The organism is Vibrio sp. 1CM7H, from assembly GCF_023161645.1.
Classification (GTDB): domain Bacteria; phylum Pseudomonadota; class Gammaproteobacteria; order Enterobacterales; family Vibrionaceae; genus Vibrio; species Vibrio diabolicus.
Window position 1 is genome coordinate 208458 of the sequence record NZ_JALNTV010000002.1, and the last position, 23736, is coordinate 232193.

General features: G+C 42.5%; 17 protein-coding genes. 15 read left to right on the forward strand and 2 right to left on the reverse strand.

Annotation, left to right across the window (positions count from 1 at the left end):
• The first annotated feature begins 10 nt into the window (after window positions 1-10).
• From prc to rmf, 12 genes are all read left to right on the forward strand, one after another.
• Window positions 11-2017, forward strand: coding sequence for a carboxy terminal-processing peptidase (gene prc, locus MSG33_RS09295; RefSeq protein WP_248380766.1), 2007 nt, complete (start codon window positions 11-13; stop codon window positions 2015-2017).
• A 195-nt stretch (window positions 2018-2212) separates the two neighbouring features.
• Entirely contained in the window at window positions 2213-2878 is a 666-nt protein-coding gene (locus tag MSG33_RS09300; protein ID WP_005396553.1) for a hypothetical protein, read from the forward strand.
• Window positions 2879-3106: 228 nt separating this feature from the next.
• Window positions 3107-5713, forward strand: coding sequence for an aminopeptidase N (pepN, locus tag MSG33_RS09305; RefSeq protein WP_248380768.1), 2607 nt, complete (start codon window positions 3107-3109; stop codon window positions 5711-5713).
• A gap of 64 nt (window positions 5714-5777) precedes the next feature.
• Entirely contained in the window at window positions 5778-5996 is a 219-nt protein-coding gene (locus MSG33_RS09310) for a DUF2835 domain-containing protein (RefSeq protein WP_046876238.1), read from the forward strand.
• A gap of 201 nt (window positions 5997-6197) precedes the next feature.
• On the forward strand, window positions 6198-11039 hold the full coding sequence (locus MSG33_RS09315) for an NAD-glutamate dehydrogenase (protein WP_065646471.1): 4842 nt from the start codon (window positions 6198-6200) through the stop codon (window positions 11037-11039).
• A 313-nt stretch (window positions 11040-11352) separates the two neighbouring features.
• Window positions 11353-12363 carry a quinone-dependent dihydroorotate dehydrogenase gene (gene pyrD / locus MSG33_RS09320; RefSeq protein WP_248380770.1) on the forward strand — a complete coding sequence of 337 codons (1011 nt, stop codon included), beginning with the start codon at window positions 11353-11355 and terminating at the stop codon, window positions 12361-12363.
• Window positions 12364-12531: 168 nt separating this feature from the next.
• Window positions 12532-13074: a cell division protein ZapC gene (locus MSG33_RS09325; protein ID WP_005396505.1), complete on the forward strand. Its 543-nt coding sequence runs from the start codon at window positions 12532-12534 to the stop codon at window positions 13072-13074.
• Window positions 13075-13562: 488 nt separating this feature from the next.
• Complete coding sequence (rlmKL, locus tag MSG33_RS09330) at window positions 13563-15683, forward strand: bifunctional 23S rRNA (guanine(2069)-N(7))-methyltransferase RlmK/23S rRNA (guanine(2445)-N(2))-methyltransferase RlmL (RefSeq protein ID WP_248380773.1); 2121 nt, start codon at window positions 13563-13565, stop codon at window positions 15681-15683.
• Window positions 15684-15704: 21 nt separating this feature from the next.
• Window positions 15705-15947 carry a glutaredoxin family protein gene (locus MSG33_RS09335; protein WP_256899080.1) on the forward strand — a complete coding sequence of 81 codons (243 nt, stop codon included), beginning with the start codon at window positions 15705-15707 and terminating at the stop codon, window positions 15945-15947.
• Complete coding sequence (locus MSG33_RS09340; protein ID WP_248380777.1) at window positions 15925-17844, forward strand: ABC transporter ATP-binding protein; 1920 nt, start codon at window positions 15925-15927, stop codon at window positions 17842-17844. Before MSG33_RS09335 ends, MSG33_RS09340 begins: the two co-directional genes overlap by 23 nt.
• A gap of 7 nt (window positions 17845-17851) precedes the next feature.
• Window positions 17852-19585, forward strand: a complete 1734-nt coding sequence (locus MSG33_RS09345) for a DUF3466 family protein (RefSeq protein WP_248380779.1) — start codon at window positions 17852-17854, stop codon at window positions 19583-19585.
• A gap of 181 nt (window positions 19586-19766) precedes the next feature.
• Window positions 19767-19940 carry a ribosome modulation factor gene (rmf, locus tag MSG33_RS09350; RefSeq protein ID WP_005377453.1) on the forward strand — a complete coding sequence of 58 codons (174 nt, stop codon included), beginning with the start codon at window positions 19767-19769 and terminating at the stop codon, window positions 19938-19940.
• 120 nt (window positions 19941-20060) lie between these two features.
• Here rmf and fabA read toward each other — a convergent pair whose 3' ends face one another.
• Together fabA and MSG33_RS09360 are read right to left on the reverse strand one after the other, a co-directional pair.
• On the reverse strand, window positions 20061-20579 hold the full coding sequence (gene fabA, locus MSG33_RS09355; protein WP_005396499.1) for a bifunctional 3-hydroxydecanoyl-ACP dehydratase/trans-2-decenoyl-ACP isomerase: 519 nt from the start codon (window positions 20577-20579) through the stop codon (window positions 20061-20063).
• Window positions 20580-20649: 70 nt separating this feature from the next.
• Window positions 20650-22290, reverse strand: coding sequence for a Lon protease family protein (locus tag MSG33_RS09360; RefSeq protein WP_053807435.1), 1641 nt, complete (start codon window positions 22288-22290; stop codon window positions 20650-20652).
• A gap of 210 nt (window positions 22291-22500) precedes the next feature.
• On the opposite strand from MSG33_RS09360, the gene matP reads away from it, so the two are divergent.
• The 3 genes from matP to MSG33_RS09375 all read left to right on the forward strand — a co-directional run bounded on the left by matP (window position 22501) and on the right by MSG33_RS09375 (window position 23715).
• The gene (gene matP, locus MSG33_RS09365) at window positions 22501-22950 is read left to right on the forward strand and encodes a macrodomain Ter protein MatP (RefSeq protein ID WP_248380782.1); all 450 of its coding nucleotides are present in this window, start codon (window positions 22501-22503) and stop codon (window positions 22948-22950) included.
• A gap of 15 nt (window positions 22951-22965) precedes the next feature.
• On the forward strand, window positions 22966-23277 hold the full coding sequence (locus MSG33_RS09370; protein ID WP_005396496.1) for a DUF3634 family protein: 312 nt from the start codon (window positions 22966-22968) through the stop codon (window positions 23275-23277).
• A gap of 114 nt (window positions 23278-23391) precedes the next feature.
• Window positions 23392-23715 carry a hypothetical protein gene (locus MSG33_RS09375; protein WP_031780560.1) on the forward strand — a complete coding sequence of 108 codons (324 nt, stop codon included), beginning with the start codon at window positions 23392-23394 and terminating at the stop codon, window positions 23713-23715.
• The last annotated feature ends 21 nt before the right edge of the window (window positions 23716-23736 follow it).

Consider the following 23736-nt stretch of genomic DNA (forward strand, 5'->3'; position numbering starts at 1 on the left):
ACTCCTACGCATGAATTGCCGTTCAAAAGTGACACTGATTGCTGCTAGCTTATGGCTAGCAGCATCAGCTCAGGCTCTCGAAGCCAAACTACATAAAGATGACTTGCCGGTTCTCGCTCCTGAAGTTCAGCACGAAACAGCTAGCAAACGAGTCACCTCTCGATTTACCCGCTCTCATTATAAGCATTTCAGCCTCAATGATGATTTCTCCAAAGCGATCTTTGAACGCTATGTAGAATTGCTTGATTATAATAGAAATATTTTTACTCAAGCGGACATCGACTCTTTTAAAGACTGGTCAATTGAGCTTGATGATCAGCTAAAAGCTGGTAACAACCAAATTGCTTTTGATGTTTATAACCTCTCAATGCAAAAGCGTTTCGAGCGCTTTGCTTATGCGTTAACGCTACTCGACGAAGAGATCAAGTTTGATACTGATGACGAGATAGAGTTAGACCGTTCTGAAGCTGCATGGCCAAAAGACGAAGCGGAGCTCAACGAGTTATGGCGTAAGCGCGTGAAATATGACGCGTTAAATCTGAAGCTGACTGGCAAAGAATGGCCAGAGATTAAAGAGGTTTTAGAGAAGCGTTATAACAACGCGATGAAGCGGATCACACAGACTAATAACGAAGATGCATTCCAGTTATATATGAATGCCTTCGCCCGACAAGTCGACCCTCATACTAGCTACCTTTCCCCACGTAATGCTGAGCAATTCCAATCGGAAATGAACCTTTCTCTGGAAGGCATTGGTGCCGTTCTGCAAATGACTGACGATTACACAGTAATTCGTTCACTTGTTGTTGGTGGCCCTGCGTCGAAGAGCAAGCAACTTGGCGAAGGGGATCGAATCATCGGTGTTGGACAAGACGGTGAAGAGATTGTCGACGTGATCGGTTGGCGTCTGGATGATGTAGTTCAATTAATCAAAGGCCCAAAAGGCACAAAGGTTAATCTACAGATCTTGCCAGAAGGTAACGATGCGAAGAGTTACATTGTCACAATTGTTCGTGACAAAGTTCGTCTAGAAGATCGCGCAGTTAAGTCGGAGATCATCGAAAAAGATGGTAAGAAGATTGGTATTTTAGAAGTGCCAAGTTTCTACGTCGGTTTGTCGAAAGATACCGATAAACTGCTTGCTGAGTTAAAAACCAAAAACGTTGACGGCGTAATCGTTGATCTACGTAACAACGGTGGTGGTGCATTAACGGAAGCGACAGCATTAACAGGGTTATTCATTAAAGAAGGTCCTGTTGTTCAAGTTCGTGACAGCTATGGTCGTATTAAGGTGAACGCCGATACTGACGGAAAAGTGAGCTACGATGGTCCACTGACGGTGTTGATTAACCGCTACAGTGCTTCAGCGTCTGAAATTTTTGCAGCAGCAATGCAAGATTATAATCGTGCAATTATTTTAGGTGAAAATTCTTTCGGTAAAGGTACGGTTCAACAGCATCGTTCACTGAATCATATCTACGATCTTTTCGATAAAGAACTAGGCTACGTTCAGTACACGATTCAGAAGTTCTACCGTATTGACGGTGGAAGTACGCAAAATCGTGGTGTTGCGCCCGATATTTCGTACCCAACACCAATTGAAGCTTCTGAAACGGGTGAAAGTGTAGAAGACAATGCACTACCTTGGGATCAGATTGATAAAGCAAAATATCAAACCTTCCCAAGCAACGAAGCACTAGTTGAAAAACTCACCGCTCTTCATAACAAGCGTATTTCTGATGAGATGGAATTCCGTTTCATCAATGAAGACATAGAGAAGTATCGTAAAGAAAAAGACGATAATATGTTGTCTTTGAACGAGAAAGTTCGTAAGGCTGAATCGGATAAAGCGGAAGCACTTCGTTTGCAACGCATCAATGAGCGTCAAGCTGCTTTAGGTAAGGATGCATTCAAAACATTGGATGATATACCTAAAGATTATGAAGCGCCTGATGTTTATTTAGATGAGTCTGTCGCGATTATGGTTGATCTACTCAAGCAGAAAAATCAGTCATAATAACTGGCAATTCAAAGTAAAAAGAGTGAGTCTTTCAGGCTCACTCTTTTTTTATGTCTTTTCATCTTTGTTTGTATGGAGTATCAAGTAAGATATTCGCTTATTTTTTCCCAATAATTTACGTGATCTACATCTAAAATTTCGCGAAAGTGAGGACTACTGCCTAAGCTAAAAGAAAACGATAAGGATGCCGATATGAAATGGTTCTTTATTTTACTTAGCTTTTGCTGCTTTAGTGTGTTTAGCGGAGAAAACACCAGAGAAGATGAATTAAGTCACTTTGACACGCCGTTTCTCATCGGAGACTGGTATTTAATGAACCCAAACCCCGAAGAGTCGGCTGAAAATTTTCGTGCGATAAAACTGTCACTGGGTTCCGACTACAGCTTTTCTATTGATATTCAAAAGAAAGATTATTCTGTCGATCATTGGGAAGGATTGTATAACGCCAATGAAGACACCATCGTTCTTGGCTTAAACACAGATGAGCCTCAAATTTATGCCTATCGCAATAATCACAATACGCTTGATCTTAATGGTGTGACTTTTACTAAAGGGTTGTCTAACTCGCTAGCGGGCATATGGTCTAGCTCTTATGTATCCGGAGATGGCCTTGTGGCAAACAACATCAACCATATGGATCTGATACTTCAACCTGACTTCGTGTTTATGTTTCGGGTATCCAACGAAGAAGGGGATGAGTCAATCAAGCAAGGTGTTTTCTACACAGAAGATGAATATTTAGTCTTGCTCTATGAAAATGGCGAGCACGGGACCACCTATAAGCTCAACAAAAATGAATTAACGATTGAAGATTCAAATGGCGATATGTACGCGGTACTTAATCGGGTAACGCCTTGATAGCTTATCTTGTTACGACAAATTACGCGAGCATACGGTAAATTGTCAATGTTGTTTAAATGTTAATCAAAAAACGGAGCTAGAGCACTAAAAGCTCCGTTTTTTGATGGAAAGACTTGTATTCTGATACCACAACCCCTACAAATAGCTTATATAGTGATACCAGAACTGCATTTTTGATCATGCAGTCTGGTATTTTTGTTGTTCGACATACAAGGATTTATGCTCATGTCCCAAGCTCCCCAGGCCAAATATCGTAAAGATTATCAAGAGCCATCTCATGCGATTACCGATATCGATCTTACGTTTGATCTTTATGACAATGACACCATCGTTACGGCGATATCAAAGGTTGCTCAAAAAGGCGATACAACAACGCTAGAACTCGATGGCGAGGGGCTTGAGCTGCGCGCTGTAAAAGTAAACGGTGAGGATTGGGCTCATCACGAAGTGAAAGAATCATCGCTTGTACTGACCGATCTTCCATCCGAGTTTGAACTTGAAATCGTCACCAAAATTGATCCTGAAGCGAATACAGCACTCGAAGGTTTGTACAAATCAGGCGGCGCATTTTGTACTCAGTGTGAGGCCGAGGGCTTCCGTCGTATTACTTATTACTTAGATCGTCCTGATGTTCTGGCAAAATACACGACAAAAGTGATCGCAGATAAATCCGCTTATCCATATTTGCTGAGCAATGGTAACCGAATTGCAGAAGGCGATGCAGAGAACGGTCGTCATTGGGTTCAATGGCAGGACCCGCATCCAAAGCCAGCTTACTTGTTTGCTCTTGTCGCAGGGGACTTTGACGTACTGCGTGACAAATACACAACGATGTCAGGTCGCAGTGTTGATTTAGAAATCTTTGTTGATAAAGGTAACTTAGATCGTGCAGGCCATGCGATGACATCGCTGATCAACTCGATGAAGTGGGATGAAGAACGCTTTGGCCTTGAATACGATCTGGATATTTACATGATCGTTGCCGTTGATTTCTTCAATATGGGCGCAATGGAAAACAAAGGCCTAAACATCTTTAACTCAAAGTATGTTCTGGCGAATGACCAAACGGCGACCGATCGTGACTACTTAGGTATCGAAGCTGTGATCGGTCATGAGTATTTTCACAACTGGACTGGCAACCGTGTCACTTGCCGTGACTGGTTCCAACTAAGTCTAAAAGAAGGCTTAACCGTGTTCCGTGACCAAGAATTCTCTTCTGACTTAGGCTCTCGTGCAGATAACCGTATCGATAACGTACGTATCATCCGTGGACCTCAGTTTGCAGAAGATGCAAGTCCAATGTCACATCCAATTCGTCCTGACAAAGTCATTGAGATGAACAACTTCTACACGCTAACAGTGTATGAAAAGGGCAGCGAAGTTATTCGCATGTACCATACACTCCTTGGCGAAGAGGGCTTCCAAAAAGGGATGAAACTTTACTTTGAACGTCACGATGGTACTGCTGCCACATGTGAAGACTTTGTTTCTGCAATGGAAGATGCCACCGGTGTCGATTTAAAACAATTCCGTCTATGGTACAGCCAGTCTGGTACACCGACGCTGCGCGTAAATAGCGAATACAATGCCAATGCAAAAACTTACGCACTAACGGTAGAGCAATTTGCGGAGCCAACGCAAGACCAGGCTGAGAAGCAAGCGCTGCACATTCCGTTTGATATCGAGCTGTACGATTCGAAAGGTCGAGTTATCCCGTTGCTGATTAACGGTGAATCTGTTCACAACGTGCTAGATATTAAACAAGATAAGCAAACGTTCGTATTCGAGAATGTCGAAGAACAACCAGTGCCATCTTTGTTGCGTGAATTTTCGGCACCAGTAAAACTAGAATACGACTACAGTGATGATGAATTAGTCTTCTTGATGAAACACGCGACGAATGACTTTGCTCGTTGGGATGCAAGCCAAATGCTATTGGCTAAGTACATTCGTCAGAACGTGAAAAACGTTCAAGCCGGACAAGAAGTATCGCTTTCTGAAGGCGTGATAGATGCGTTCCGTGGTGTGCTATTGGATGAGACGCTTGAGCCAGCTTTCATTGCTCAAGTTTTCTCTTTGCCTTCAATTAATGAGATTACTGGCTGGTACCAGCAAATTGACATCGATGCCGTAGACAAAGTTCTAAACAGCATTACAGTGTCACTTTCCCAAGAGTTAGAAGATGAGCTAAGTGCAACTTATCATACACTGAAGCAAACAGAGTACACGATCGATCATGCTGCGATTGGCAAGCGTGCATTACGTAACCGTTGCCTGCAATACCTAGCACATACGGAAAAAGGTAATGATTTAGTGAAAGCACAATACGCATCTGCAAATAACATGACAGATACGATTGCAGCGATGAGTGCGGCAAATAGTGCTCAGCTTGAGTGTCGTGAAGCTCTTATGGCAGACTATAGCGATAAATGGAAGCACGATGGTTTGGTTATGGACAAGTGGTTTGCACTTCAAGGTAGCAATCCTGCAGAGGATGCACTTGAAAAAGTAAAAGCAACCATGAACCACGAAGCATTTAGTTTGAAGAACCCGAACCGTACGCGCAGTTTGATTGGCTCGTTCTTAAGTGCTAACCCTGTACGTTTCCATGATAAATCCGGTGCAGGTTACCAATTTGCAGGAGAAATCCTTCGCCAACTTAATGATTCGAACCCACAAGTCGCATCTAGAATGATTGATCCTTTGCTTAAGTTCCGTAAATACGATGAAGGTCGCCAAGCTTTGATCAAAGCAGAACTTGAAAAGCTCAAAGCAATGGATAATCTTGCTAAAGACTTATTCGAAAAAGTGACTAAAGCACTAGACGAATAGTAAACAACACAATAGGGTGGTCATTAAGGCCACCTTATTGTTTATGTCACTTAGTTTTTACTTCATGAACTATTACTACTTCAACCTCAACATTTCATATCAAACGTTTTTATCCCATTATTCTGGCGCGGCAAGTGTTGTTCAAGTCGTCACACATAATGGTTTACGTTTGCAGTTACCCGCCGCACGATTTAGACCATTTCTTAGTCAATTAGGCATTAAAGGCCAGTTTAGACTAACAACTGACCAAAATAATAAGTTTCTTAAGTTAGAAACTCTGTGATGTATTGTATTTGCAGAGAGTTAAATAGGAATCTTAGTCACAGAATCGGACATTTCACCTCTTACCACCACGATTAGTTGTTAAACATTTGTAATTATGCTTTTACAATGGGCACATGCATTACCTATGCTTAGTTTCTAAGGTAACAACCTAGCTACTAAGTCCCCCTACAAAACAACAATTCTAATGTGGAGTGTGAATATGACCGCGCGTGAAAATGTAGTGCCGGTTCTGCTTGAAAAAGTTTACCAACTGATTCAAGACAAACTCGAGCTTTCTCACCAAACGCTTGTAACTAAACTTGCTCAACACTTATTCAGTAACATTGCTGATGATGACCTGATTCAGCGAAACGAATCCGATCTTTATGGTGCTGTCGTCAGCCTTTGGCACCATATCAATGAAAAAAAACCAGAAGAGATTTCGGTACGAGTATTTAACCCGACCGTAAGTCGTCAAGGCTGGCAATCCACACACACAATCGTAGAAATTGTTGTTCCAGATAGTCCATTCTTAGTGGACTCAGTCAAAATGGCTTTAGCGCGTTTGGACCTTGTTTGCCACCTAATGTTAAACAACCCAACACAGATACAGCGTGATAAAAAAGGCCAAGTTACCGACGTAAACGGTGAGGGTGGTGTTCTTCAATCACTGTTCCATATCGAGGTAGACCGCCTTACTAGTAAAGAAGAGATGCAAGCGCTTAAAGAAGAGCTGTTAAAAATTCTATCTGACACTCGTTTAGTCGTTGATGACTGGAAGCAAATGGTTGATAAGCTTAAGCTTGTGACTGATGAACTTGAGAAAAATAAAGATCGTGTTTCTATCCAAACGGATCGTATGGACGAAACGATCGCATTTCTTCGTTGGCTAGAAGATCATAATTTTACCTTTATGGGTTACAAAGATTATGACTTAGAAGAAGTCAATGGTGATACCGAGCTTGTTCCTGCTAAAGAAAAAGGACTTGGTCTATTTGCTGATGACAAGCGTGTGCGTAGCGTCAAGCTATCTGAGCTTTCAGATTCAGCGCGGTTAGAAGCGAAAAAGCCATACGCTCTGATCATCACAAAAGGTAACAAAGCATCTCGTATTCACCGTCCAGCTTATACTGATTACATCGGTATTAAGAAGTTTGATGAAAACGGTAAAGTAATAGGTGAGCATCGCTTTACTGGTTTATATACCTCTGCCGTGTATAACCAAGCGGTACAAAGCATCCCTCTGATCCGTGAAAAAGTGGACCGTATCCTTGAAGCGAGCGGATACCGTCACGGATCGTATTCATACAAAGCATTGCACAATATCTTAGAAAACTACCCACGCGATGAACTACTCCAAGCAAATGAAGAAGAGTTGCTTGAGGTGGGTATGGGTGTTGTACAAATGCAAGATCGTGACCTACTGCGTTTATTTGTTCGTAAGGACCCATTTGGTCGTTTCTTTAGCTGCATGGTTTATGTCACTAAAGATCGTTACAACACAGAGTTACGTCGTCAAACTCAACGCATTCTTAAGCAGTACTTTGGTTGCGAGCAAGAGGTTGAATTTACAACGTTCTTCTCAGAAAGCCCACTAGCGAGAACACATTACATTGTTCGTGTAGACAATAACAACATTGACGTAGACGTGAAAAAGATCGAGCAAAACCTAATGGAAGTTTCTACCTCTTGGGATGACAGACTAAAAGAATCCATCATTGCTAACTTTGGTGAAAGCAAAGGCCTTCCTCTTTCAAAAGAATACATGAGTGCGTTCCCTCGCTCATACAAAGAGGACATGATGCCAGGTTCTGCGGTTGCAGATATTGAACGCTTAGAAGCGTTAAGTGATGATAATAAACTTGGTATGTTGTTCTACCGACCTCAAGAAGAGGGGGCGGATTCAAAAGCTGTTCGCTTGAAGCTATACCATCGCGATGAGCCAATCCATCTTTCTGACGTAATGCCAATGCTTGAAAACCTTGGCTTACGAGTGATAGGTGAATCACCGTATGAGATCGAGAAAAACAACGGACAGACATTCTGGATCCTTGATTTCTCTATGCTGCATAAGAGCGAGAAAACGGTTGATCTTCGTGAGGCTCGTGATCGTTTCCAACAAGCATTTGCCGCAATTTGGGCAGGCAACCTTGAAAGTGATGGTTTTAACCGATTGGTACTAGGTGCGTCGCTATCTGGGCGTGAGATTTCCATTCTTCGTGCTTATGCTCGATACATGCGCCAAGTCGGTTTCCCATTCAGTCAACAATACATCGAAGACACGCTAAGCCACTATCCAGACTTAGCAACAGGTCTAGTCAAGCTGTTCACCAAGCGATTCGATCCGAAACACAAAGGCAGTGAAAAAGGCCAAAACGATCTGATTAAAAAGCTAACAGAGCAGTTGGATCGTGTAGAGAGCTTGGATGATGATCGTATTATTCGTCGTTACATCGACATGATCATGGCGACACTTCGTACTAACTACTATCAATTAGACGAAAGCAAGCAACCTAAGCCTTGGTTATCTTTGAAAATGAAACCGAGCGATATTCCAGAGATTCCGCAGCCTGTACCCGCGTTCGAGATCTTTGTGTACGCACCAGATATTGAGGGTGTTCACCTTCGTGGCGGAAAAGTGGCTCGTGGTGGTTTACGTTGGTCAGACCGTCAAGAAGATTTCCGTACAGAGATTCTTGGTCTCGTGAAAGCGCAACAGGTTAAGAACACCGTTATCGTACCTGTGGGTGCAAAAGGCGGCTTTGTTTGTAAACGCCAGCCATCTCTCACAACCCGTGATGAGATTTTTGCTGAAGGCCAACGTTGTTACAAACGATTTATTCGTGCTCTACTTGATGTATCAGATAACATCATTGAAGGTGAAGTCGTGCCACCACAAAACGTTGTGCGCCATGACGAAGATGACCCATACCTAGTAGTGGCTGCAGATAAAGGCACAGCAACATTCTCAGATCTAGCGAACTCTGTTTCTGCAGAGTACAACTTCTGGTTAGGTGACGCATTTGCTTCAGGTGGTTCAAATGGTTACGACCACAAAGCGATGGGTATCACTGCAAAAGGTGGTTGGGAATCTGTTAAGCGTCACTTCCGTGAAATGGGCATCAACTGCCAGACCACTGACTTTACCGCAATCGGTGTAGGTGATATGGCAGGTGACGTGTTCGGTAACGGTATGCTGTTATCGAAGCATATTCGATTGCAAGCTGCCTTTAACCACATGCACATCTTTATTGATCCAAATCCAGATTCAGCCACCAGCTGGGAAGAGCGCAACCGCTTGTTTAATCTGCCAAGATCAAGCTGGGAAGATTACAATAAAGATTTGATCTCTCAAGGTGGTGGCATCTTCTCTCGTCGATCAAAATCGATCCAGTTAACGCCAGAAATTCAGAAAATGTTAGGTACTAAGAAAGCATCTTTAGCGCCTAATGATCTGATTAAGATGATCTTGAAAATGAAAGTCGATCTGCTTTGGAATGGTGGTATCGGCACTTACGTTAAAGCATCGACAGAAACTCATACGGATGTTGGTGACCGTGCTAACGACATGCTGCGCATTGACGGCCGTGACTTGAGAGCAAAAGTGGTTGGCGAAGGCGGTAACTTAGGTATGACTCAGCTTGGTCGTATTGAATACGCACTGACTGGCGGCCGAGTGAACACAGACTTCGTTGATAACGTGGGTGGCGTTGACTGTTCGGATAATGAAGTCAACATCAAGATCTTCCTTAATGGACTGGTTTCAAATGGCGATCTTACGGTTAAGCAACGTAACCAAATTCTAGAGTCTATGGAAGACGAAGTGGGTGAAATTGTCTTGGATGATGCTTACCGTCAGTCGGAGTCGATCTCCGTGACTGAACAGCAAGGTGTTGGCATTGTTAAGGAACAAATTCGATTCATCCATACCATGGAAAAAGCAGGGTACTTGGATCGTGCTCTCGAATACATCCCTGATGATGAAACGCTAATCGAGCGTGAAAAACAGGGACTAGGTCTGACTCGCCCTGAGCTATCAGTGTTAGTTGCCTACGGTAAAATGGTACTTAAACAGCAACTTGTTACGGATGAAATCGCGAATGATGAATTCCATGCGAAACAGCTTGTTGAATATTTCCCAAGTGCGTTACGACGTAACTATAAAGATCAAATGGTGAATCACCCACTGCGAGCTGAAATTATCGCTACAGCATTGGCTAACCAGATGGTTAATGAAATGGGCTGTAACTTCGTCACTCGTTTGCAAGAAGAAACCGGTGCAAGTGTTGTCGATATTGCTAACGCATACAGTGCGGCTCGTGAAATTTTCGATCTAGAAGCAATTCTTAAACAGACTCGTGAACTCGATAATATCGCCACTGCTCAAGCTCAGTACGAAATCATGTTTTATGTTCGTCGAGCACTACGTCGAATTGCACGTTGGTTGCTTCGCAACCGCAGTGGTAAATGCACAGTTGGTGAGCTGATTGCTATCTACAAGCAAGATGTCAATGTTATCACTGAAACCTTAGACACTATGCTGGTTGAGTCTGAAGTAGAAGAACACAATGAACTTGCTCAAGGGTGGATTGAGAAAGGGGTAGAAGAGAAACTTGCACATCAAGTCGCTCGTTTATCCAGCTTACAATCTGCACTGGATATCTCATCAGTGGCGAGTGAAACAGGTAAAACGGTTGAGCAAGCATCGAAGCTCTACTTTAACTTAGGTGACCGTTTGTCGTTACACTGGTTCTTGAAGCAAATTAACAGCCAAGCCGTTGATAATAACTGGCAGGCACTGGCAAGAGCTGCATTCCGAGAAGATCTGGACTGGCAACAACGTCAACTTACGGCTCAGGTATTAAATTGCGGCTGTGCAACGGAAGAGCTAGACGTGATGAAAGCGTTAGAAGATTGGATGGAAACTAACGAGCAATCACTGCACCGTTGGGAAAGCATCTTGAATGAGTTCAAAGTTGGCTCTGTCCACGAATTTGCTAAGTTTTCTGTAGCACTTCGAGAATTAGTACTCTTGAATCTCAACTGTTCGTCGAAAGAGTAGATGAGCTAGTCAAATTGTAAGTAAAAGCCTCGTTATTTAGCGAGGCTTTTTTGTTGCTCATCGTTTCTACTATAGTGCGGGTGAGTTACGGCGTAACGGCGTTGGGAAGTTAAAATAGGCTGAAATCGATTGCTTTAGGGTGGTTAGTTATAAATTTTATTGTTGAAATCTTACTCTAATTGTTTGTTTTATATTTGAAAATATTAGAAAGATATAGGTTTTTACTTAATACATTCATTTTCATTGAATTACGATGAAAAACAGTAAATAATATTGTCCCGTTTATACGGGGCTTTTTTCTTTCGGAGGCACAATGCTTTACCGTCTAGCCAGAACTGGCTTTTTCCAACTCGATGCCGAGAAGGCACACGATCTTGCAATCAAGAACTTCCAACGCTTTAACGGCACACCACTTGATCTCTTCTACCGCCAACAATTACCAACTCGTCCAGTTGAGTGTATGGGACTAACATTCCGTAACCCAGTAGGTCTTGCGGCTGGCTTAGATAAAAACGGTGAATGCATTGAAGCATTTGATGCCATGGGCTTTGGCTTTGTTGAAGTTGGCACAGTAACACCTCGTCCGCAATCAGGGAATGATAAACCACGCTTATTTCGCTTAGTCGAAGCTGAAGGTATCATCAATCGCATGGGCTTTAACAACCTAGGCGTTGATAATTTGGTCGAGAATGTAAAGCAAGCAAAATTCAGCTGTGTTCTCGGAATTAATATTGGTAAAAACAAAGACACACCAATTGAGAAAGGGGCAGAGGACTACCTGATTTGTATGGAGAAAGTGTATGAGTACGCAGGCTACATTGCGGTTAATATCTCATCACCAAACACTCCGGGTCTTCGTTCACTTCAATATGGTGAAGCGCTTGATGAACTACTTTCTGAATTAAAAGCGAAACAAGCGGAACTTTCAGAGAAATACAACAAATACGTCCCGCTAGCATTAAAAATTGCGCCTGATTTGAGTGACGAAGAAATCTGCCAAATCTGCGATTCTTTATTGAAAAACAATATAGATGGTGTGATCGCGACTAACACAACTCTGGATCGCACGATCGTAGAAGGAATGAAACACGCCAATGAGGCAGGTGGTTTAAGTGGTCGCCCTGTGCAATTACGCTCTACGGAAGTCGTACGTAAGCTTCATGAAGAGCTAGGAGACAAACTTCCAATTATCGGTGTTGGTGGTGTGGATTCCTATGTTGCAGCCAAAGAAAAGCTGATGGCAGGCGCTAAACTTGTTCAAGTCTACACTGGCTTTATTTACCACGGCCCAAGCCTAGTACGTGATATTGTTAAGAGTCTTTAACATATACATCAAAAACCACTGAAAAATCAGTAGCTATTACATAAAAAAGAGGACTTTGTTTCCTCTTTTTTTTTATCCGTTCGTTTGTAAAATTTAAGAATCACGAGTAGGTAATTAAGCGTCTTACCTCTTTACCACTGATTTAACTAGTCAAGAGAGAACGGAATAATGCTTAAACCCAGCGACAAATGGAATTGGTATTTTGACGAGCAAAAAGCTTGCTTAATGCTGGATCTGGGGGAGGAAATGATTTTCCAAACCAATTTATCCCGAAAATTGTTGGTTAACTGTGCCTTCTCAAACAATGAATTTACCGTTGATGACGCCAGTGCATTCCAAACGTTTAATGAACGTATTCGATGCCTCGACATCAGCGAATACCGCCAAGCTGAGTTAACACTGTATTGTGTTGCAGCAAAGCGCTTTCATAAACCTGTACAGCCTAAAAGCTGGTTCTTTGACGCACAGTCCTCTGGTTACGAGCCTGAAGAAGGGGACATGGTCTTTCTAACAAACCAATATTCTGATGGCATGTTCATCGTGTTAGAACCAGGCGAGACGTCGAGCTTATGTGCTTATGTTAACCAAGAAGCGTTTGTGCTTGATGGCAATAAGGCGCTTCAGTTTGGGCAACCGATTAAAGTAATGCATGACCGCATGGCTTGTGCAAATCACCTCTTTGCAATAACCCCTATGGCAATGGTGGGGTAAACCTGTTTAATTTTTTCTCTATTTCGTTCCTTTGTTTGCATTAGTCGACCTCGTTAGGTCGATTTTTTTTGTCCTTTCCTTTGATACTAGAGCCCCATCAGCCATGAAACTGTATGTTTTCTATGCATGCAAACATGAAGCTGGTCACTTTTATTTTACTTATTTCAATCTGATGACTCCCTTAACTAGGCAACCTAGCGCTTAAAATGAGCCCATTTATTCCCCTATAAGGCAAAAATGTAAGTAACTTACATCAATAATCCTTGCCTGGTGTATACCAAAATTTATGTAAATAAGTATTCACTTCTTTCCAAGGGAACAAAATTTCGTTCGTGAATAAAAAATACTCAAATTGAAGATGTTGAAAGTTTCAGATCATTTTGTTGGTGATGATTTGAACTAACAGGTGGGGAAATTCCTTTAAAAACGAGGCATTGATCGTAAAGTCAGGTATAATTGAAGCCATTTTTTATCAGCGAAAGAACACTATGAATCAATATCTCGCGGTAACTTCAAATGGCATGGAAAATTTGCTTGTTGAAGAACTGACTAAACTAGGCATTGAAAATGCGAAACCAGTACAGGCAGGCGTAAAATTTAAAGCGACAAACGAACAGGTTTATCGCTGTTGTTTGTGGAGCCGTTTAGCGTCTCGATTTGTACGTGTTTTATCTGAGTTCACGTGTAACAACGACATGGACTTGTATTTATCTACATCTGCTATTAACTGGGTTAACCAATTTCATAGCTCTAAACGTTTTGTTGTGGACTTTAACGGCACAAACCGTGAGATCAGAAATAGCCAATACGGTGCGATGAAAGTCAAAGATGGCATCGTAGATTGCTTTGAAAATAAAGGTTTGCCGCGTCCCAACATCAGTAAAGAACGCCCAGATGTTCGTATTCACGTTCGTTTGCATAAAGATAAAGCGTTGCTTGGGATCGATATAGTAGGCAGTGGTTTGCATCAGCGTGGCTACCGACCAGAATCGGGTCGTGCCCCGTTACGTGAAACGCTTGCTTCTGCGATTATCATGCGTTGTGGCTGGGATGGGCATCAACCATTACTCGATCCAATGTGCGGTTCTGGTACTTTGCTTATTGAAGCTGCGATGATGGCTGCCAACATGGCTCCTGGCGTTAAGCGAAAGCAATGGGGTTTCGAAGTGTTGGAAGACTTTGAACCAGAGACTTGGGCAGAGATTAAATCAGAGGCTAATGTTCAAGCTAGACGAGGTGTCAAGAAAGTTGACGCTAAGTTTTTTGGCTTCGATAACGACCCTAAAGTATTAAAAGTTGCTCAAGAAAACGCGCGCAGAGCAGGCGTTGAAGAATTGATTGAGTTCGCACAAGGTGATGCTGCAACCATTACTCGTCCTGCAGGATTCGAACACGGTGTTATCGTTTCAAACCCACCTTACGGTGAACGTCTAGGAACTGAGCCGGGGCTAATTGCGCTCTACACCGCATTTGGTGGACAGCTAAAATCTGAGTTTGGTGGATGCAAAGCCTCTATCTTCTCGAGTTCAGACGAGCTGCTGAGCTGTCTTCGTATGCGTGCTGATAAACAATTTAAATTGAATAATGGTGCGTTACCTTGTCACCAAAAGAACTACAGTATTGCAGAGCGCAGTGCTGATGAGGTGAAGGGTGCTGATACTAATGTTCAAATCGCACCAGACTTTTCAAATCGTTTAAAGAAAAACATTGGCAAGATTGGCAAGTGGGCTCGTAAAGAGAAGCTTGATTGCTACCGAATCTATGACGCTGATCTTCCTGAATACAATGTGGCGATAGACGTATACGGCGATCAAATCGTAATTCAAGAGTATGCTGCGCCAAAAAACATTCCAGAAGAAAAAGCAAAACGTCGCCTAACGGATATCATTCGTGCAACGATTCAGGTGACAGGTGTAGAGGCGAACAAAGTAGTACTTAAAGTTCGTGAAAAGCAGAAGGGTCGCAGCCAATACCAAAAATTAGGTCAGGTATCAGAGACGCTTGAAGTAAACGAGTACGGTGTGAAGCTGATCGTAAACCTTCATGACTATCTAGACACTGGATTGTTCTTGGATCATAAGATCACTCGTCGTCGCTTAGGTGAAATGGCGCAAGGTAAAGATTTCTTAAACTTGTTTGCATATACTGGGAGTGCGACGGTTCACGCAGCGGTTGGTGGCGCTCGTTCCACAACGACTATTGATATGTCAAATACCTACTTGAACTGGGCGAAAGACAATATGCAGCTTAACGGCTGTGTAGGACGTCAACATCGCTATGAACAAGCAGACTGTTTGCAATGGCTAGAAAACGCGAAAGGTGAGTACGACTTGATCTTTATTGATCCACCTACGTTCTCTAACTCTAAGCGTATGGAAACATCATTCGACGTACAACGTGACCACATTAAACTGATGAAGAATCTTAAACGTTTACTAAGAAGTGAAGGCACTATCGTATTCTCGAATAACAAGCGCCACTTCAAGATGGATGAAGAGTCGCTGGCCGAACTTGGTTTGAAGGCTCAGAATATTTCTTCTCAAACGTTACCATTAGATTTTGCGCGTAATAAACAGATTCATAACTGTTGGCTAGTAACGCACGCGTAGTATAAACAAAAGGATTAATACGTGCTGATATTGTATAGCACGGAGGGATGCCATCTTTGTGAGATGGCATTTGCTCTAGTAGACCAAATTGGTTTGGCCGAGCAAACAGATATCATTGATATTGCGTTCGATGATGCACTGTTTTCTCGTTACGGCGTCACAATACCCATATTAAAGTATCAAGATTCTGAGTTGAACTGGCCGTTTGACTTAGAACAACTCACACATTGGTTGGATAATAATGGCATTACTTACCATTCATAACGCACAACTTGCATTTGGTGACCACCCATTACTGGACAAAGCGGAGTTCGCTCTTCAAGAAAACGAACGCGTTTGTTTAGTGGGTCGCAACGGAGCAGGTAAGTCCACGTTAATGAAAGTGCTTGCCGGCGACATTTTGTTGGACGACGGCAAGATTCAAATCACTCAAGACGTCGTTGTTTCTCGACTTGAACAAGATCCACCGCGTAATCAAGAGGGTACGGTTTACGAATACGTATCTGGCGGTTTGGCTGAAATCGGCGAACAACTGAAGATCTATCACGATCTTCTCGATCTTGTTGCTCAAGACCCGAGTGAGAAAAACATCAACCGTTTAGCCAAGGTTCAAGAGCAGCTTGACCATTCTAATGCTTGGCGTTTTGATGACCGTGTTAAGAACGTACTTGGTGCTTTAAAACTAAGTCCAGAAACTAAACTGACCGATTTATCCGGTGGTTGGCAACGTAAAGCCGCTTTAGCTCGCGCGCTGGTTTGTGACCCTGATGTATTACTTCTTGATGAGCCAACAAACCATCTTGATGTAACAACTATCGAATGGTTAGAGAACTTCTTAAAAGACTTCAAAGGCTCGATCATCTTTATTTCTCACGACCGTGCGTTCATCAAATCAATGGCAAGACGCATTGTTGATTTAGATCGCGGGCAATTAGCTTCTTTCCCTGGTGATTACGACAACTACCTAGAAGAAAAAGAAGAGATGCTCCGCGTTGAAGAAATGCAGAATGCTGAATTCGACAAAAAACTTGCTCAAGAGGAAGTTTGGATTCGGCAGGGCATTAAAGCACGCCGAACTCGAAATGAAGGTCGTGTACGCGCATTGAAGAAACTTCGTGAAGAGCGTCGCGATCGCCGGGATGTCCAAGGCAAAGTTAACCTTAATATCGATGATGCTTCACGTTCAGGGAAAATTGTATTTGAAGCAGAAAACATATCTTTTGCTTACGAAGGCAAGACAATCGTCGACAACTTTAGCTTTAACATTATGCGCGGTGACCGTATTGCACTTATCGGACCAAATGGCTGCGGTAAGAGTACGGTACTTAAATTGCTATTAGGGCAATTGGAATCGCAGTCTGGTCGTTTACACTGCGGAACAAAATTAGAAGTCGCGTACTTTGATCAGTACCGAGAGATTTTGGATCCAGAAAAGACAGTGATCGATAACTTAGCGGATGGGAAACAAGAAGTAATGGTTGGGGGACGTCAGCGTCATGCGCTGAGTTATCTTCAAGACTTCTTATTTGCACCTAAGCGCGCAAGAACCCCGGTTAAGGCGCTCTCTGGTGGTGAGAAAAACCGATTACTGCTAGCTCGTATCTTGTTGAAACCAAACAACTTACTTATTCTTGATGAACCAACCAACGATTTGGATATCGAAACGTTGGAACTTTTAGAAGAAATGCTTGCCAACTATCAGGGCACATTGCTTTTAGTTAGCCACGACCGAGAGTTTGTTGATAATACCGTTACCACAAGCTGGATCTTCGAAGGGAACGGAGTGATTGAAGAGTTTGTTGGTGGTTATCACGATGCAAGACAACAGCGTGAACAGGTATTGGCGGTTCGTCAAGCGGTTGAAAAGCCAGCGAAAAAAGAAAAAGTGGTTGAGGAAACTCCCAAAACAACTCAACCTAAGAACAACTCGAAGAAGTTATCGTATAAGCTGCAAAGAGAATTAGAAGCTCTACCAGCTAAACTAGAACAATTAGAGTCGGATATCGAGAGCCTTCAGGAGCAAGTGAACGATCCAGAGTTCTTTGCTAAACCTGTAGAGCAAACTCAGCCGGTATTGGAACAGCTTGCTGCACTAGAGCAGGAGTTGGAAATCGCATTCGAGAGATGGGAAGAACTCGAAGCAATGCAACAGGATAGTTAAGAATTCAATGAATTGTAGTAATAAATTCAAATTGACCGCCATTGCGATGATGGTTGGTACCACAATGAACGCACAGGCGGCATTGTATCAAGTGGTTGAGGTTTCACCTCAGGATCATGGTTCAAACGGTGACTACCAAACGGCTTACGGCGTTGCAATTCAGCAAGGTGATGCGGGTACAGATCCTTCAACAGGTTCCCCTTTCGCTTTGGGCTGTTTTGATGCGGCAGCAAACTGTACACCAGACCAATTTAAGCTTGCGATGGAAACTCGCACAACACCTATTTCAGCAACACAAGCCGTGGATGGGAACAGCTATCGTGAGGAAATTCCATTTGGATTGGACGCGGGCTTTTATTACATCCAAGAACTCAAAGATTTTGAACGTTACTGTTATAACCAGCTTCGCTATTCTACTTGTGACTCTTGGGCTTCTGTAAACTGGACCCCATGGAACAAAGAGCGTAGTAAAGACTTTACTTCTAATGCGTTAGCATTTGTAGAAGGCGATTCTGCTGCTTATAAAAATGAATATAACAATGTTATCAATCAGCTTACCGAAGATGGTGCAGCTGTCGGTAATCAAAGTAAAGTCAACAGTGAAAACAAGTCGACACTGGAAACAAGAAATACAGTCGTAGCACCTATTGAACCAAATTTTGTTACAGGTGATAACGACGCAAGCGTTGTGCAAAGCCACGCTTGGAAAACCGATGGCACTTTTACCGTTGGTAGTGTATCTCGAACAGCAAGCAATACCAATGGCGCTCACCACACATCGAAAGCAGCTATTTGGGATCAAAGTGGAACCGTCAGTGAGTTGGCTTGGCCAAGTGGCACATCTAAAGACGGAGAAAGACTGGCTCAAGGAAGTATGCGTGACCTTGTCACAGATGGTACAACGGTTTACGGAGTGGGCTACAATACATATCGTGATGACAATTATCTGAATGCTACTGTTTTTGTCGGAACACTAGAGGCAGAAGGTAGCGTTGAAAACGCAACTTGGAAAAACAAAGTTGTTGTAGGAGCGAGACAGCGTGAGGGCGATGATACGGTTCATACAAACTCACGATTAACCGATGTTAACTCAAATTTTGTTGCTATTGGTGAAGCAAAACGTTCAGGCGGATACTTAATGCCAACGGGCTCTGCTCCGAATCGTCTCTTTATCGTAGATGATGTTCGTAAGGATTCTATTAACGCTTTTTACCCAAGTACCGGAATTTTCTTCAGCGGTGCTGGCGGTAAGATGGGCGGGATCAACTCTTACAATGAAATTGTCGGACAGCTCGATGCGGAAACGACGCGTGAAGACGATGGTAAGCCACGTCGTAAGCGCGGTTTTATCTACCCATATAGCGTAGGTGGTGAGACTAGTGAACGAGCTTCAACACTATTTAATGGAAAAGCTTGGTTCCTAGATAGTTTGACTAATGGCGGTGACTACTCTGAACACAACAACCAGTTCCGTATCATTGACGCAACCGATATCAACGATGCAGGTGTGATTTCTGGTACCGCGATGAAATGTGCTGGCGGTTACAGTACAACAGCAAACAATGCGACATGTAGTTCTGATGAACAAATCGTAGCTGTAAAATTGGTGCCTATTGCAGGTGCGACTGAGAAGTACATTGTGTCTCGAAGCGTTGACTCAACGACAACAGAGCGTCAAGGTGCAGGCCTTGGTTGGTTAGCTTTGACCATGCTTGGATTGTTTGGGTTCCGTAGAAAATAGTCAAAAATCGTCAGTAATTTTTAAATCAAGCAGAGGCTCACACATTTGAGCCTCTACTTTTTTTATGCCTTGAGAAATCACTCAACTTGATCGATTCTTATAAGTGGAGTCATAAAAACTCCATCAAAGTTTCACAATAACAGCTGTACGTTAGTAAATGGACCTGTATGAGGAATTAACTATGAAGAGACAAAAGCGTGATCGCCTAGAACGAGCTCAATCTCAAGGCTATAAAGCTGGGTTGAATGGAAGGTCTCAAGAGGCTTGCCCATATCAACAAGTTGATGCTCGGTCGTATTGGTTAGGTGGTTGGCGTGATGCCAGAGATGAAAGACAATCTGGTCTCTACAAATAAACTCTCCACATACAAAAAGAAGGATTCGAAAGGGCTCTACGGAGCCTTTTCTACATTTATAGACTAGGCAAACAAAAAGGCCCCTAAATAGGAGCCTTTATAAATCGATTAAAGTCGTGATTAGAAGTTTGAAGTGTCTTGGAACAAACCAACTTTCAAATCTTTCGCAACGTAGATTTCTTTGCCATCTACGCATACACGACCGTCAGCCAAACCCATTACTAGTTTACGATTTACGACGCGTTTCATATGGATTTCGTAGGTTACTTTTTTCGCCGTCGGTAGGATTTGGCCTGTAAACTTCACTTCACCAACACCTAGAGCGCGACCTTTACCTTTACCGCCAACCCAGCCAAGGAAGAAGCCAACAAGTTGCCACATCGCGTCAAGGCCAAGGCAGCCAGGCATTACTGGATCACCAGGGAAGTGGCAATCAAAGAACCACAAATCTGGAGTAATATCCAATTCCGCCAAGATCAAACCTTTACCAAAATCGCCCTCTGTCTCAGACATTTTAGTAATACGATCCATCATTAGCATGTTTGGCGCAGGAAGCTGAGGGTAACCAGGCCCAAACAGTTCCCCTTGGCTAGAAGCAAGTAGATCGTCACGGTTATAAGAATCACGTTTGTTTTGCATTATCAATTACTCCAATTTTTGATAGCTGCATCTTAGTGAACACGTGTACGCTAAACAACTCCGATCAGTACTAGACAAACCAGTTTTTGATGCGCTGCACAATTCCTTCTGGATGCTCATGTCTTTCAAAGTTTTCAATACGTTCCGCTATTTTGCCAATAATGCTCTCGTCTTCGCCTCTAAAAGGTTTATTCATAACAATCGGAATAGCTTCATCTACCGTAGAGACGGACCAAATATGGAACTCACCATTTTTAATGCTTTCTATTACATCTTTATGTAATGCAAGGTGTTTAAGGTTTGATTTCGGCATGACAACGCCTTGATTTCCCGTAAAACCCTGATGTTTACAAACCTGATAAAAACCTTCAATTTTCTCGTTCAAGCCACCGACTGCTTGCACTCGACCAAACTGATCGACGGCTCCTGTAACCGCAACTTGTTGATTAATTGGAGATTCAGATAACGCACTCACCAAGCAACAAAGTTCTGCGAGAGATGCGCTGTCACCGTCAACTTCACTATAAGACTGTTCAAATACAATCGAGGCAGAGTAAGGCAGTGGTTCATCCAGTTTTAGAGCAGAGCTTAAGAAAGCTTGCATAATCATCATGCCTTTCGCATGTAGATTGCCTCCAAGCTCAGCTTTGCGCTCAACATCGGAAACATCGCCATCACCAAAGTGAATTACACACGATATTCTGGCAGGCTCACCATAGCTGACAGGGTGTCCAGCCATATCGATGACGGTTAGGCCATTGATTTGACCAACTTGTTCCCCAGTTGTCTCAATAATGACTTGTCCATCTAAAATATCGTACACGGCACGCTGAGGAAGATAGGATTCGCGATAATACTTGTCGTCAATCGCTTTATCTAATGACTCGTAATCTAATGTTTGGCCATCACTGAACTGGCTAGCAAGTGTTAGAAGTTGAGAATGCCACATTACACCTAACGGCAAATAATGTTGATCTTCAGTAAATCTCATACCAGCTAGCAACAGTCTTCTAAAGCCACATTCCGTTAAGTGAGGCAGCTGATATTGAGAACATATCCAGTTCACCAAACCAAAGTAATCTGTCAAATTCTGCTCTGACAAATGAATATCTTCTTCAACTTCGGTATACATGGCAAAGCCTGAACAAAAGTCCTCGTCGATATATTCTAGCTCTGCTAACTGACTTCTTTCCCCAGTTACAATCAGTTTTACATCATAAGCTTTAGATGGCGGTACTGAAGTAGGTAAGCGAGTAGGGCTTAGGTTCAGTGGCTCGATAAGGTTTTGTTGAATTGCAGACTTTATATTCGGCCAAAGTCCCGGGTTAGCCAGAATGAGATTAGCAGGTACAATCAAATAACCGTCGTCAGCTTGTGAAATCAAGCCAGGTTGGAAGGCAATATCACCACTTACATCAACACTGTAACGGTCAAATAAACGTTTGGCATCAAGTGATTCCGACAAAACAATCGCAGCGTTAGAATGACTCTGAAGAGCTTTACTGATGAACTCTCTATAGACAGAATTATCGACGCAGTTAATGAGTAGCACGCGTGTCAATCCCGACATTTTGGAAAAGCGAGATATCGTTGCCGACATCCTCGGTTGAAGATCAGTAAAAGACTTCTTTGGTAACGAAGGTGCAGACTTTAAAAGTGCTTCGTACTGCTCAAGTGAAGGTGTTACGTCTTGCCAATTAAGTTGGTTCATTAAAATTCATCGTAATTCAATCTTGCCGACATTATAACGAAATGGACTATAACACCCTAGCACCAATTTGGTTCGCTCACGGCATTCAACACTCAATGAACAATACTTAGACAAATGAGTGATCAACATCGATACTTCTAAGAGTTTTATTTGCCCAAGTAAATTATCTGGGTTACGCTGTCACTAGGTTATGTTTATGGGTCGGAATAAATGAAATATCAGCAGCTTGAGAATCTAGAGTGTGGGTGGAAATGGAAGTATCTCATCAAGAAATGGAAAGATGGTGAAGCGATTACCCGACATATTGATACAAGTGAAGCAGATGCCGCGGTTACAGAGCTAAAACGCCTTGAACATGAGCCTACACTTGTCTTGGCTTGGATAGAAAACCACATGTCAGAAGAGTTAGACAATAAACTCAAGCAGGCTATCCGAGCGAAACGGAAACGCCACTTTAATGCAGAGCAAGTCCATACAAAGAAAAAATCCATTGATTTAGATTACCGAGTTTGGGAAAAGCTTTCTAGTAGAGCAAACGAGCTCGGTTGTACATTATCTGACGCAATTGAATATCTACTTTCTGAAGCATCGAGAAGTGAGAAAGCGAGTCAAAAAGTTACCTCAATCAAAGAGGATTTGAGTAAATTGCTATCTAGCTAGGATAGGGAGTGCCAAATGTTATATGTAATCTTAATTGCTGCCATCGTGATCTTTTGGTTGATCGCAGTTGATAGACCAGTGCTAAAAGTAAAGTTTGATAACGGCCATATCAGTAACGTAAAGGGGCATCTACCACCTTCTTTCAAACATAACTTACAAGATATTAGTGAACATAATCCGTTTAGTGGTGAAATGAAGGTATATAGCCAACGAACCGGCATGCGCTTGAGCTTCTCCAAGGACGTTCCCAAAAAAATCCAACAGCGGATTCGCAACGTTTTTCCGCATCAAGGTTTCAAAGCGAGCAAAGGCAAGAAGCGAGCTTAATTACATATCAGTTACTTAATCGTGTTAAATGGGACGCAATATAGCGTCCCATTTTCGTATCTATAGAAAAATTATTTATCATTGATTAATCAATAAGATAAACGGGCTTAAATTATGCGATACGTTGTAACTTTAATGTTCTTACTCTTCGTAAGCACTCCAGCTTTGTCTGACGACTCGGAAACGAACCCATTGGCTAAAAAGATTAAAACTAAGATTCAAAGGAAAGCGGACAATAAATTTGATGGCTACCAAGGTTATTGCGATGTCATGATAGAGATGGAACACAAAGGTAAAAAAGCAGTAATAAAAAGAGTAACCAGTAGTGGTGACAAAAAAGTTTGTCGGTATGTGAAATCCAACTTGAGGAAAGGAAAACGCTATCGTTATAAATATCCAGAAAAGTATATTCGGCTTCATATAGCCACAGGTTCGTGATTTCAATGTTGATTAGAAGCA